Here is a 13,556-nt window from a genome sequence, read left to right on the forward strand (position 1 = left end):
GCTCAAACCCGATGAAGGTGGCGCCGGTCGGCGAAGAGCTTGCGTAGTGAGTCGTGCCGAGACGGATAGCTTGTCCGAGAACGCTCGTTTTGCACCCTGATCGCAGCGATCCTCCGGTCGATACGCTGCGTGACCGCGGACTGCCTCCGCGTTCTCAGGCTCGTCTCCCCTAACATGTGCCTACACCCGCGGTGGATCCGCTGAACGACGACGCCTTCACATAGATGGGAACACGATGCTCGTTTCTGAACTCCTCGCAGATTCCCTTGGAGCGGAACCGACAGACCGGAACCTCTGGCTGGCGACGCGTCAAGATCGCAGCGGAATGGCGCTCGCGCTCGATGTTCTCGAGAGGTACCGATCTGGCTACCTCGACCCTGTGCCATCGAAGACGCCATCGACGTTTCGTCCAGCTTTCCTCCTCGATTACTACGGAGAAAGCGACACTCCCTACGACCGAGAGTTCGCCTTCGTTGCACGTTCGTTGAGCTACGCCGACCAGGTCGCAGTCGTCGATGAAGTCGCCGGTTGGGCCGCACAGCACGATCCGGAAGCGCATCTCAACGAGATGTACTTTGGCGGATTCCCTGAATGCGGCAATCTACCCTGGGCTCTCCGCCGCATCGCACGATACGCAGAGCTAGAGAACGCCCAGTTGCTCTACTATGTCGAACCACCGATCTTCCCCGACGAAGACGAGGTTCGCGAGAAAGTTGCCACGAAAGCGGCGAAGGATCTCGACACTCTGGTGGCTGAGCGGCGAGGCTGGATTCCCACTGTCAAGGACAGTCCGCACGGCCGTGACCAAGTCATCTTCGAGCTTGGATACTGGTTCCAGCAGTTACAGGCGGCCCTCGGCCACGCCGAACGTCACCGCCAAAGCGTCGATCTGTATCTTCCGGACTGGTTCGCCGGTCCCGAGCTTCTCGAATGGTTGTATAGAACCGCGACACCACCCGGATGGTTGAACACGCAGGGACTCCGGGACCAAAGAGCCGTCTCTCAACTACTCGATCTGCCGGCGCCCGCAGCGAACATCGTGCAACAACTTTCAGTCAAAGACATCCTGGCAGTCCGGCACACCGATCACATGAGCCACTGGCGTGAACTTTTCCGTGAGGATATTGAACTCCTCAGTTCAACGCCCGACCTCGCCACCAGGTTGGAGGTGCAGGAGAACATCGCTGACCACGCACAACAACTTCAGACCAATGAACGACTGTCATCGGCGCTAAAAGCCGGCCTGGGTGATTCAATCCAAGCGGGGATCGCGGTCGCCCCAGTCGCGGCGTTCACGCATCAAAACTTGGCTGCGACCGCCATCGAGGCCGCCTCCCCCGCAGCAGTTGGCATTGCGAGTTCTATGTTTCGCTGGTTGATCGGGCATTCGCCGGAGGACGGAAGCGGCGACGTCCGCGACAGAAACTCCGAATCTGTGGCCCTGCGGATGTTCCTCAACGAACCTCACCCGCCCACGGCACCCGGCAGACGCTCACCCAACAGTTCAATGAGAACTATGGACGGGCGGGCGATTGCATTCGATCCATTCGGACACAACTGGTGAGCGCCGTCTACGAACTCGGCACGGGCCCCGAAGTCTGGACGGTCCTTAACATCGACGATGTCGTTGGCCGCCTGCCAATGCTGCTCGTTCCAAAGGGCTTCTCCGACGAGCTCGATTTGCAGCTCCAACCAGGAGCTACGCAGCCGACCCAGTTCGAGTTCTCGGACCCCCTAGCACTCTTCATCGACGAAGCAGAGTCCGTTCGTACCTGCATCTTGAATCCCACCAACGACTTCACCGCATCAACACTCGTGCTCCAGCCCACGGGAGAACCAAACTTCGGAGGTGCGGTTGACCCGAGGTGGACTTCGCAGATACGTGAGCATGGCTCCGTGCTCTTGTGCGCATACACAGATATCTTCCTCGCGGCGCATGTCGGAGAAGCTCAAGAGCCGAACGACCTGGACATCCTCAGGCTCCTTCGAACGTCGATGCTCGGAATCATTAGGGTACTTGCAGCGCCTCGTCGGACCGATAGATAGGACCCACTGTGACGAACGGGACAAGTACGAGAGAACGTCGATGCCTGTGGGGTCTCTCCCCGAGCAGCCAACCGCGACACCCCAACGCGGCGAGAATCCGTGGTCATGCGCCAATTCGTCGGCGGATCGATGTGAAGATCAGCAAGAAGCGCCGCAAACGCCGAGACCATCAGCGATGACGAGAGGCGCGGGATGAGACGTGCTCGCCGACCGTTGGGAGCTCGTAACACCCGGGGGGGGCGATCGCTCCGACTGAGCGCGTGGCACCTCGCAGACACGCCCCTCTAGAGCAGATCCCGCAGGCGATGCACGCTCCCGACCACCTCGTCCAGCGAGACGAGTTCGCCGTAGATGAGCTGCTGCGCGGCGTTGTAGCCGGTCTCGATCGCGTCGCGTGATGAGTGTTCGGGGTCGAATGCAGGACTCGATGCGTAGCCGCCGGCTGGTCGGTTCGTCGACGGAAAACCTGCGGCAATGCTCTGCTGCTCGATGTCGTCGATGAGCTGCTGCTTGCCGACGGGGCTGAGCGTCTCGAGTACCCTCGCGACTTGCTCGTTCTCTACGAGACGGTGAATGTCGTAGAAGTGGCGACCGTACTTCAACAGAGTGGCAGCGTCATTCCTACTTGCCGCGTCATGAACGGCGGCGAGTTTCTCAAACAGAGTGCGTTCGGGTGCCAGCACATTCACATCGAAGGAGGCAAACTCTTCCCACGCTGACTCATCATCGCCGAGCATGCCGATCGCGTGATCCGCGACGAGCGATCGATACCGGTGCGGCGCAGACGGCTGAGTTCCACCCCTACTCCCAGGCTCGAGGAGCACGCCCTCCTTCAGCGACGGGTCTTGGGTTGCGGTTGGGTAGGCATAGGTCGTGTAGCGCTTGACGCCCGTCGTCGAGGAACCAACGGTCACCCGATCGTTCTCGAGGGATAGATGGTTCCGAACGGCGTCATCAACCGCTTTCAGAATCTTGTGCCGAGCGTTCAGAGAAGCTTCGGCGGGGAATTCTGCGAGCAGGTCGACGTCTTCCGAGAAGCGTTTCACGATACCGAACACCCGACTGAGGCTCGTCCCGCCCTTGAACGTGAACGTCACCGGTGCAAACGATCCGTCCGGGACGGCGATCGACTGCTCGGCGCTAGCGGCCCGGAGAACTTCAGTTACCCAAAAATCCTTCTCTACGTAGGCCGCGGGCATCCCCAAAGCCTCAGCCGTAACACCTACGAGCGCGTCAAGATCGTCTGGGCTATCCCGAAGCCGCTCGCTCATTCAGTCACCAGGTCGATAATGAGCCTGTCGAAGCTCTCTCGCACGGCGGTATTCCGTTCCCCAGTGACGGCAGCACGAAGAGTCTCCTCTCGCACTTCTTCTGCCGCGAGAGCGTCCCGGACTCGCCCGACCAGCGCATCCCAGCCCGCTTCGACGTACACGTCGGGGGCGCGAAGCAGTTCGAGGAGGGCGATCTCCTTCGCGTTGAGCTTCGTCCGCTCCTTGTTCCGTCGCGCATGTTGCGTCACCCCGGCAATCGGATCGGCTGTCCAGAGCGTCGCGACATGGAATGAAGAGGGAACTTGGGTCGTCACGCCCCACTCGCGTGCAGCAGAGTACCCGGCCGGGCCGCTTCCTACTTCCCCGAGTACCTCGCGGGCGATCTCTTCTACACGGGGGCGAGACATGCCGTACCGCGTCTTCGCTCCCCGGTAGTACAGGCCCCGACGGATAGGAAAAAGGTCGCCGTTCCGCGCAGCCCGCGAGGCAGCCTGCCGCGCGGCCGCGGCGGTGCCAGGCAGGCGGTTGACGTGAACGAAGGACCGTTCAGGGGCACTCCGGATCACGGCCGACGGAGACATACTGCTCATGTCACGAAAGCTTACCGGGAACGTGACATAGATGCAAGGTAGCTCGTATCAACGGGGACGGTGGCACCCCGCCGTGCGGTGCGTTCAGGTCAGCCGGTACTCTCGCTGTGAAGGGGGTGAGGCATGTTCGTCGTCCATCGGGCAGAGAGCGGTGAAGTGCTTGCGGAAGAGCCCGCGCGGCTGCTCGCCGACCCTTTGGAGGACCCCCTTTGCGCCCGAGATCGTCGCAGTACCCGCGAAGGGCGTGGAGCGCTGGTTGGTGCAGCGCCTCTCACTGCACTTAGGGACATCCCGCCTCGACGGCATCGCACCCGACGACGGGGTGTGTGCGAACGTCGTTTCCCCTCGCCTCGGCAACTGCTCCAGGACGCCGCCGCTGAGAGCTCCCCCGTCCTTGCAGAGCAGTTGGCGATGTGGGCGCCACCGCGACTGACCTGGTCTGTCCGTGCCGCTCTGGACGAGAACCTCAACGAGGACTGGTGCCGACTGCCACGTCAGTATCTCTTTCCAAACGATGCAGGTGAAGATGAGGTACCGGATCGTCGGTTAGGTTTCGCGGCGCGCGTTGCGCGGCTGTTCGACACGTACGCGCATTCTCGACCAGCCATGCTGGCACGGTGGGCCACCGATGAGTACGTACGGTCCGACGGTTCACCAGTAGCTGTCCCAGAGCAGTGGCAACCCGCCTCTGGCGAAGCGTGCTGAACAGGCTGGGAAGCGCTTCTCCCGTCGACCTGCACTAGCAACTCCTGGAGGAAATGCGCAACAACCCGCAGCGGGTGGTGCTCCCGCGCCGTTTCAGTATGTTCGGGCCGAGCCGGGGACCCGCCGTGACCTCGAGATGCTCGACGCTCTCTCCGAACACCGGGATGTGCACCTGTGGCTGCACCACAGCGCCCCGCGCTGTGGGAGTCCGTCTCCCGCTCCCCCGTCGCTGTGCGCCGACCCGAGGAAATCCCATCCCTTTCCAACCCTTCTGCGCAGTCTGTCGCGTGACGTTCGTGAACTGCAGATGCTGCTGAGCGCCTACGCACCGGGCCACACGTCGGTCCACCACCCTTCACCCGCACGGAGCGAGAACACTGATCTGCTGAGATAGGTCCGGGAAGACCTCGCCACCGATGCGGTCCCCCAATCGCGCGCCGTCCTGGACACTGCAGATCGCAGTGTCCAGGTGCACGCCTGTCACGGTCACACCCGGCAGGTGTTCCTCACCACCCAGTATCTCCAGGAGGCTGACGAACTCGCCGACCACATCGCCCTTCTCGACCACGGCCGAATATCTGGAAGAGTGAGTCTCCTCTCACAAGCCGCAGCTGACGATCACGACATTCTCACCACCGCCCTGGCGCGTTGGTCGTCATTCCTGTCGGCCAGCGCAGGCGTCACCGACATCATGGATGCAGTAGCGGAAGTCGCCGAGCGTCTCGACCGCATCGACGAGCAGACCCGCCTCCTAGGCCACGCTCTCCATGCCGGCAAGCACTCCCTCCATCCGCTCGATCCGCGTGTTCGCGAACTGGAGACGGAGATCACCGCGTACTACCAAGCAGCCGACCGTGTCCTCAGTCACATCGAGACGCGCTCCGCGCGTATAACGTTCCGAGCGGAAGAGCCCCGAGACCCGCGGCTGCTGGTCCGCCTGGAGGACAGCGCAGCTCTAGCTCCGGCAGGGAGATCGTCTACGATTCCTGACGTCGAAGAGAGTCGCGCCGGTACTGTAAACCTGCCACGCCCGCCGTCAGGCCGGAGTACCGGCCAACGTCGCCGCCGCAAGTGAACCGCCGGTCAGCCCAGAGCCGGACAGCTCGGCAGATACGACGCCGTCCGCGAGTACGAGCACACGATCGCACAGATGCGCGAGGTCTTCGTGTTCGACGCTGACGATCACCGTGGCCACTCCTCGTGCGGACGCTTCTGACAGCAATGCGAAGATCTCGGCCTTGGCCCCCACATCGACCGCCTGTGTCGGCTCATGAACGATGAGCACGCGAGGCTCTGTGCTCATCCACTTCGCCAGCACGACCTTCTGCTGATTCCCGCCCGACAGGCGGCTCGCCGCCGTTGCCGGAGACTGCGTCGATATCCCGAAGCGCGCGATGAGGCCTTCCGCATCGCGCTTCTCCCGCGACAGCAGATGTACACCGCTCACGCGGAACTGCTTCAACCGCGGCAAGGCGATGTTCTCTCGCACGCTCAGTTCGGTCGCGAGCGCGGTGCGCTTACGATCAGCCGGAACTAGCGCCATCCCGAGCCGCACCCGCGCTCTGATGGACGTCGATCGCAGCGACAGCTCTCGATCGTCCAATGTTAGGGTCCCGGCCTCCGCGTACTGGGGGTCCATCAACAGAAGAGGAATGCTCTCGAACCCACTGCCGGGCAGACCGGTTATTCCGAGCGTCTCTCCCGCCGCCAAGGTGAAGGTGAGCATGTCCACTCCCGAGCCAGTGGCGCCTTTCACTACGAGGACCGCATCCTCAGAGGTCGCCTCTTCTCGCTGCGGGTAATACTCGCCCAGTGCCCCGCCCACGATGTGCTCGACGAGGGCCGTCGCGCTCAGACCCGCAGTGGGCCCGTCAACGATGATTCGCCCTTCTCGGAGAACCGCGACGCTGTCGGCGAACGCGAGGATCTCCTCGATTCGGTGGCTGATGAAAAGGATGCCGACTCCTTGCTGCTGCGCGATGTCTCGCAGCCATCCCAGCAGTTCGTCGGCGTCCTCCCGTCCGAGCGCCGCCGTCGGCTCGTCGAGCACGATGGCGTGAACCGGCTCATCGCCCGGCCGCATGCGGATCGCCTTCAGCAGGGCGAGCTTCGCGACCATTGCCGCGCTCAAGCGTGCGACATTCGTGGACGGGTCAACCGGAATCCGCCACTCCTCGAGAAGCGCTCGCACCCTGCGGCGCTCCTTTCGCCAACGGATGCGCCCGCCGAGGGTCTCGTAGCTGCCCGCTGCGAGGTTCTCCAGAACGCTCACCCCGCCGACGATCGTGGGTTCCTGATGGACGAAGCGAACGCCCGCCGACCGCAGAAGATCAGGGGTGATTCCCTCGATCCGCTCACCCCTGATCTCAATGAATCCTTCGTCGGGCCGGTGAAATCCGCTCAGGATCTTGACCAGAGTGCTCTTGCCCGACCCATTCGCGCCCACAAGAGCGGCGATGCACCCCGGGGGCACAGTGAGCTCGACCCCGTCGAGCACGGTCACGCCTTCGACGTATGCCTTACGGATGCCGCGCGCACGCAGCGCCGCCGGGGTGGTCATCACTTCGTCCAGATCTGGTCGGTGAACACGTCTGAGAACGATCCGGAGTCGACGAACCACGCTCCGCTGGTTCTCGACGCCTCGTCGATGGTGAGCTCGCCGACATTGCTCTCATCGAAGATCCGCACTGGCGCATACGCAAGCTCGACCGGCGTATTACCGGTGATCACACGGAGCGCCTGATCCGCCTCGATGTAGCCAAGGGCGTTCAGGTCGATCCCGATCTCCGCAGCGATGACTCCGTCTGCAAGGTCCTGCATCTGCTGCAGGCTGCCGTTCACCGTGACGGTCTTGACGTTGGATGCCTTACCTGCCTGCTGGATAGCGGGCGTCACGAACTGCGTCATCGGATCGAAGGCCGGCACGACATAGTCGATGTCAGGGTTCTTCAGAAGCGCTGCACTCGTCGTCGTCGCCAGATCGGTGGCCCAGTTTGCCAGAGTGACTCCTTCAACCGAAACTGTGCAGGACGGGCACTTCTCGGCGACCCGGTCGCTAAACGCGGTCTCTTCCTGGGTCGAGCCGATCACATCCGGAACAGATAGGAACAGCACGTTCGCCACGCCGCCGGAGTCGCGGATGATCCAGTCGGCGGCCAGTGCGCCGGTCAGCTCGAAGGGCTGACTGCTCTGCGCGGCGAGGCCATCGTAGAGTTCACCTGAAGCGTCGAGCGCTGCTCCCGACATGACTGGGATACCGGCCGCTTGGGCACTAGCGAGCGCATTCGAGTACGTTTTCGGCTCGGGCCCGTCCACCTGAATGGCGTCGGCATTCTGCGCCACCGCCTGTGAGATGCACGCATCCACGTCAACGGGATTGCCTTTCCCATCGCAGTTGACAACATTGACTCCCTGGGCCTCCAGAGCCTGAGTGAAACTTTCGCCAACGGCCGCGAGGAATGGATTGCCACTGTAGAACGTCACCCACCAGACCGTCTTTCCTGCTGCGTCTCCCACGGAGAAAGGCGCTCCTTCGTACGACACTTCGGTGGGAGCAGAGTATTCATCGAGCTGGGCGATCACTTCAGAATCGATCTCACTCGATGCAGAAGTATCCGACGATGAATTCGTAGGGGCGGAGCAGCCTGAGAGAAGAGCCGCAACGGTGAAGACCGAAGCCGCCGCAAGAGTTGCTTTTCGGGTAGCAGAATGCACAGGAATTTCCTTTCATGCCGGCGACAGTGCCGGCTCAGATCGGGTATTGCGGATAACAGGTCAGAGCAGGTTCTTCTGCTGAGCTCGTCGATAGAGAAGGTGCGAAACGGTCACGGCGATGACGACGGCGCCCCCGTAGAAGACATCGCGGATCCAGGCATCGAGTCCGAGAAGCACCAGCCCGTTGATTCCCGTCGCGAGGAAGAGCAGAGCGACGATCGTTCCCATCGGATTCACCCGACCCGGCTCGAAGACCGCCGTCCCGAGAAACGCGGCGGCGAATGCGGGAAGCAGCAGTCCCTGCAGTGACGACGGCTGAAGGCCGCCCGCGATACCGACGACCATGACGCCCGCGACGCCCGCAAGCAGGCTTGTCGCGACGAAGCACAGGAATCTGATTCGTCCGACCGGAAGCCCCGAAAGGCGTGCAACGTCTCGGCTCTGGCCGACGAAGACCACGTGACGGCCGAACGGGGTGTGGCGGTAGACGTACCAGAGCACGACGCCGATCAGCATGGCGAGGAAGAACGATGCGTTTACGCCGAGAACAGGTGTGTTCAACAGCTTGCCCAGGTCACGCGAGACCCCGCCGATGGTCAGGGAATCGCTGAGCCAGATCGAGATCCCGACCAGCAGCGTCCCCATTCCAAGGGTCACGACGATGCTCTGCACCCCGACCCGCACGACAAGAAGACCGTTCACGACGCCCACCAGGGCGGCCGCTGCCAGACCGGCGGTCACCGCCACGAGGATCGGAATCCCGAGCACGCCGTTGAGCTGCCCGACGATCGTCGCCGCCACGGTCATGGCACCCGCCGCCGATAGGTCGTATTCGCCGGCCACGAGAGTCGGCACCACCGCGAGAGCGAGTACGATCAGGGCGGATTGAGAGCTGAGAATGGACGTCACGGTTGCGACGGTGAAGAAGTTCGGTGCAAGAGAAGCGAAGATCGTGATCTCGATCGCCCAGACCACTATCAGCCCGTACCTGTATCCGATGCCGCGCAGCGGCCGCCGCGCATGGTCGGACTGCGGTGTCCGCACTGCAGGGGCGGAGTCGCGTTTCAGAGTGTCGATATCGCTCATGTGAGCTGACTCCTTCGTCGGTGGAGCATCCTTGCCCCGCTGATCTGCAGACTTGTCGCGAAATGCGTGCGGGTACAGAGGATTCTGTAAGTCAGAAACGGCAGCTTATGATGCGCCCCGCCATGACTGCGTCTGACGCCTTTTTCCTCCTGCTAGAAATGACAGTGTCGACCTTCGGCATGCGCTGCATACTCGCCAAGGCGGGAACCCCCGCCGTGCAAATCGTGGAGCGTGGCTCCACGATGAATCTGGAGTCTCAATGAAGAGCAGGATTCGTTTTATCGCAGTCAGTCACATGGGTCATCGCCCTCGCTATGACTTTCGTGCTCGTCAGCGGCGGACTCGATCTGTCGGTCGGAGCGATCGCCACATTCTCGGGTGTCGTCACGACGCTGGTCACCGCCAGCGTGCCGGCGTGGCCGACGCTCGTCGTCGTGGTCGCCCTCGGGGCGGCGCTGGGAGGACTCCTCAACGGGCTGTTCAGCGTCTGGCTGAAACTCTCCGTCTACTTGGTGACGCTCGCCTCGATGACGGTGCTGACCGGTGTCGTCCAGCTCTGGACGGGCTCGTCGTCCGTCGTCCTCTCGGATGCGTTCTTCACAGCCCTTTGGCAGCGGGAAAGTGCTCGGGGTCGCAGTGCCGGTGTGGATCATGGTCGCCACCCTCGCGCTCGCATTCTTCGTCGAGCGCTACACCTAATTCGGCCGCGACGTCTTCGCCGTCGGCGGGTCGGTCACGGCAGCAGAGCTCTCGGGCATCCGCACCGTCCGTACCCTGACCGTGGTGTACGCGATCTCCGGAGGCGCTGCGGCACTGGCGGGGCGATCGCTGTCGGCCGGGCGGGAGCGGCAACCGCCCAGGTGGATGCGTTCCTCCCTCTGCAGGCGATCGCAGCCGTCCTGCTCGGCGGCACCCTCCTCACTGGAGGTGCTGGCAGCGTCATCGGCGCGGTTCTGGGAGTCCTCTTCATCGGCGGACTCGGCAACCTGTTGAGCATCTCAGGTGTTCCTCAAGCATGGCAGCAGGTGCTCACGGGCATCATCCTGCTCTTCGCGGTCCTCGGCGGCCGCGTGCGCAATTCTCCGCGCTGACTCCGGTCGCTCTGATCCGGGTGATGCGCGCGCACTGACCGCATCACAATCCACCCCGGGCTTTCACCCGCAGAGAGAAAACAGCAAAATGAGCACCAGCTCGACCTGTCCGACCGCGCGCACATACATGCTCTCGGTGAGCGGGTGGGCGCACTCGATGGTCTCGTCAACACGGCCGGCGTGCCGTCGTCGTTCCCGTGGAGGGCGTAATTCGCCGTCAACTTCCTCGGCACCCGCGAGATGGTATGGGTGTTCCGCGAGCACATCGCCGAGGGCGGCTTGGTCGTGAACGTCGCATCAGGAACCGGTCTGAAATGGCGGGACGACCTCGATACATTCCTTCCGCTTGCTGAAACGACCGATTGGGAATCCGGCGAGGCATGACTGGAGGAGAACCCGCAGGACGGCCTGCACAGCTACTCGAAATCGAAGGAGGCGCTGATCATCTGGTCGGCACGCGAGGCCGTGAGCTGGACGAGGACCGGACACCGGCTGAACACCGTAAGCCCGGGACCGGTCGTGACGCCGATGATCACGCAATTCCGTTCCGCGCTGGGCGACGAGCTGATCAATCGGACATCGCTCGCGGCCCACGACCGCCACGGCAGACGACATCTCACCGGCCATTGGGTGCCTCCTGAGCGAATCCACCCACTTGGTGCACGGCGTGGACTTGGCCGTCGACGGGGGCTTCGCCGCATCCGTGGTCCTCGATCCGAACGCGGTCAGCGCCAGCGCCCCCTGAACGAGTGACGACGTCGCACCTTTTCTGAGGGGAAGGTGCGACGTCGTTGTGCGCGTCCGAACGCGGCTATCGCAGTGCAGGCAGCTGCCGCACGAGGTAGTCCCACACCTGGCGGCGAGCATTGCCGCCGTAGATGTGCTCGCGCTTGGCGAGCGACTCCTCTGGGTCCGACCACGACGGTGAGCCGCCGTAGCCGCTGGTGAGCAGCTGCTGGGCGCAGGCACGGTCGAGCACGATCGCGGCGACAGTGGCCGTCTGGAGATCAGGGCCGACGACGGCGACGCCGTGATTGACCAGGAAGACCGCTTCAGCATCGCCCAGAGCATCAGCGACGGCGCCGCCGAGTTCGCGGGTCAGGATGAGATCGGCCGTCCGGGTGAACCTCGGCACCCCGAGAGGTGCGAAGTAGTTCGCCTCATGGCTCACGGGACGCAGCTCCACCCCGGCGGCTGCGAGAGCGACCGAGTGCCTGCTGTGCACATGGACCACGCCGCCGACATCGGGGCGCGCTGCCATGATCTCGGTGTGAATCGGGTACTCGCTGTGGCGCTGGCCGCCGCCTGCGAGCACCTCGCCCCCGGGCGAGACGAGGTGGACGCGCTCAGGCGTGATCTCTTCAAGACCCCAGGATGCCTGCTTCAGCCAGACCCCTCGACCATCAGGATCACGCGCCGACACATGACCCCAGATGAAGTCCCCGCTGCCGGAGGCCGCCATGATGCGGCTGGAGAGAGCCACGGTCTCTCGCAGCTCGGGATAGTCAGTCATGTCGACCCATTTTCACGCTCGTTGACCCGCTCACAGGATGTTGATGGCTTTCTCTTCGGTGTACGAGAGCAGTTCCTCCAGGCACTCCTCTTTTCCACCGACACCGCTGCTCTTCACACCTCCGTAGGGCACGTTCGGGTAGTGCGCACTCGACCCGTTCACCCACACGAAGCCCGCCTCGAACCCGCGAGCCATGCGAAGCGCGCGATGGATGTCGTTACTCCACACGCTCGCGGTGAGTCCGTATTCGACATCGTTCGCGATATGGAGCGCCTCGTCCTCGGTGCGGAACGTGATGACCGACAGCACCGGCCCGAAGACCTCCTGCTGAGCGATCCGCGAATCGGGAGACACTCCGGTCAGCAACGTGGCTGCGACGAACAGGCCGTCTCCGAACCGCTCCCCTTCGGGCCTGCCACCGCCGACGACGACTGTCGCTCCCTCTGCCTGGGCGGTCTGAATGAAGTCGAGCGACTTGTCGTACTGATTCTTGTTGATCATCGTCCCCTGCTGAGAGGCCTCGCTGAGGGGATCGTCCTGGCGCCGCTCGCGGATGAGGGCGGCGACCTTCTCCACCAGAGCATCGTGCACATCCTCATGCACGAGCAACCGTGACGTCGATCCGCAGGACTGTCCCGACCAGGTGAAGTTCATGCCGTTCACGGCGCTGGCCGCAGCCGCATCGAGATCGACGTCCGGGAACACGACCATCGCGTTCTTGCCGCCCAGCTCCAGCGTCACGTGCTTCACGCCGCTTTCCGCCGCAGCTTTCTGGATCGATCGTCCGGTCGGTTCCGACCCGATGAAGCCGACCCGGCGCACGCCGCGGTGCCGGACGATCCGGTCGGGTACCGACGGCCCGTCGCCCACCACGACATTCACGACTCCCGGGGGGAAGACCTGTGCCGCCAGCTCGCCGAGGGCGAGGGGCGACAGCGGAGCCGCCTCCGGTGGCTTGGCCACGACGCAGTTGCCGGCGACGAGTGGCGCCGCGATGCGGCAGAAGAACATCAGCGGATGGTTGTACGGCCAGATCTTCGCGACCACGCCCACAGGCTCGCGGATCGTGAAATGCAGAGCAGCGGATGCGGGTACCGTCTGCCCCTTCATCTCCAAGGCAAGGCCCGCGAACATCCGCATCTGCGCAAGGGCGATCGTCACATCGAATCGCGCATTGACAATGGGCGATCCGGCGTCGATCGCATCCAGCAGCGCCAGGTCGTCTCGATGCTCTTCCACGAGATCAGCGAAGTCGAGTACGAGACGCGCACGCTCCACAGCCGTCGTCTCACGCCAGGCGGCACGGGCCGCGAGGGCTGCTTCCACCGCACGATCGACATCGTGCGCACTCGCGTCCGGCACGCGCGCGATGGGAAGTTGCGAGAACGGGTCCACCGTGGCGAACTCGCCACCGTCACTCGCGCCGCATAGCTCACCGTCGATCAGCATCCGCCAATCGCGTTGCAGCAGGCGGCGAACCGTCGCCTCGTGCTCACGGCCGGACAGCACCTTGTCCACGTCCACGTCTGTCATTTCGTGC

11 protein-coding genes and 1 pseudogene are annotated in these 13,556 nt (G+C 63.4%); 5 read left to right on the forward strand and 7 right to left on the reverse strand.

Going from position 1 to position 13,556, the window contains the following annotated elements:
* Window positions 1-235 precede the first annotated feature (235 nt).
* Entirely contained in the window at window positions 236-1,564 is a 1,329-nt protein-coding gene (locus ACYVG2_RS16120) for a hypothetical protein (protein ID WP_460781909.1), read from the forward strand.
* Window positions 1,561-2,046, forward strand: a complete 486-nt coding sequence (locus ACYVG2_RS16125; protein WP_460781910.1) for a hypothetical protein — start codon at window positions 1,561-1,563, stop codon at window positions 2,044-2,046. The genes ACYVG2_RS16120 and ACYVG2_RS16125 overlap by 4 nt, the downstream gene beginning before the upstream one ends.
* A 284-nt stretch (window positions 2,047-2,330) precedes the next feature.
* On the opposite strand, the gene ACYVG2_RS16130 is transcribed toward ACYVG2_RS16125, so the two are convergent.
* Together ACYVG2_RS16130 and ACYVG2_RS16135 are read right to left on the reverse strand one after the other, a co-directional pair.
* Complete coding sequence (locus ACYVG2_RS16130; protein WP_460781911.1) at window positions 2,331-3,245, reverse strand: nucleotidyl transferase AbiEii/AbiGii toxin family protein; 915 nt, start codon at window positions 3,243-3,245, stop codon at window positions 2,331-2,333.
* 68 nt (window positions 3,246-3,313) lie between these two features.
* A complete protein-coding gene (locus tag ACYVG2_RS16135) occupies window positions 3,314-3,898 on the reverse strand; it encodes a hypothetical protein (protein WP_460781912.1) in 585 nt (194 codons plus the stop codon).
* Window positions 3,899-4,030: 132 nt separating this feature from the next.
* Here ACYVG2_RS16135 and ACYVG2_RS16140 point away from each other — a divergent pair, with 132 nt between their 5' ends.
* Window positions 4,031-4,612, forward strand: a complete 582-nt coding sequence (locus ACYVG2_RS16140) for an exodeoxyribonuclease V subunit gamma (RefSeq protein WP_460781913.1) — start codon at window positions 4,031-4,033, stop codon at window positions 4,610-4,612.
* 499 nt (window positions 4,613-5,111) lie between these two features.
* A complete protein-coding gene (locus tag ACYVG2_RS16145; protein ID WP_460781914.1) occupies window positions 5,112-5,687 on the forward strand; it encodes a hypothetical protein in 576 nt (191 codons plus the stop codon).
* Here the strand turns inward: ACYVG2_RS16145 and ACYVG2_RS16150 are convergent.
* Genes ACYVG2_RS16150 through ACYVG2_RS16160 form a run of 3 tightly spaced genes read right to left on the reverse strand, consistent with a single transcriptional unit; the run spans window position 5,649 to window position 9,412 of the window.
* Window positions 5,649-7,172: a sugar ABC transporter ATP-binding protein gene (locus tag ACYVG2_RS16150; RefSeq protein ID WP_460781916.1), complete on the reverse strand. Its 1,524-nt coding sequence runs from the start codon at window positions 7,170-7,172 to the stop codon at window positions 5,649-5,651. The two genes, ACYVG2_RS16145 and ACYVG2_RS16150, sit on opposite strands and share 39 nt — an antisense overlap.
* Window positions 7,172-8,326, reverse strand: coding sequence for a sugar ABC transporter substrate-binding protein (locus ACYVG2_RS16155; protein WP_460781917.1), 1,155 nt, complete (start codon window positions 8,324-8,326; stop codon window positions 7,172-7,174). Before ACYVG2_RS16155 ends, ACYVG2_RS16150 begins: the two co-directional genes overlap by 1 nt.
* Before the next feature lie 60 nt (window positions 8,327-8,386).
* Window positions 8,387-9,412, reverse strand: coding sequence for an ABC transporter permease (locus tag ACYVG2_RS16160; RefSeq protein WP_460781918.1), 1,026 nt, complete (start codon window positions 9,410-9,412; stop codon window positions 8,387-8,389).
* Window positions 9,413-9,702: 290 nt separating this feature from the next.
* Here ACYVG2_RS16160 and ACYVG2_RS16165 point away from each other — a divergent pair.
* Window positions 9,703-10,503 (forward strand): annotated as a pseudogene (locus tag ACYVG2_RS16165) (ABC transporter permease); the annotation flags it as partial.
* Window positions 10,504-11,314: 811 nt separating this feature from the next.
* Here the strand turns inward: ACYVG2_RS16165 and ACYVG2_RS16170 are convergent.
* Both ACYVG2_RS16170 and ACYVG2_RS16175 read right to left on the reverse strand, forming a co-directional pair.
* A complete protein-coding gene (locus ACYVG2_RS16170) occupies window positions 11,315-12,016 on the reverse strand; it encodes a class II aldolase/adducin family protein (RefSeq protein WP_460781919.1) in 702 nt (233 codons plus the stop codon).
* Window positions 12,017-12,046: 30 nt separating this feature from the next.
* A complete protein-coding gene (locus tag ACYVG2_RS16175; RefSeq protein ID WP_460781920.1) occupies window positions 12,047-13,549 on the reverse strand; it encodes an aldehyde dehydrogenase family protein in 1,503 nt (500 codons plus the stop codon).
* Window positions 13,550-13,556: the final 7 nt, after the last annotated feature.

This window comes from Microbacterium shaanxiense, from assembly GCF_054779995.1.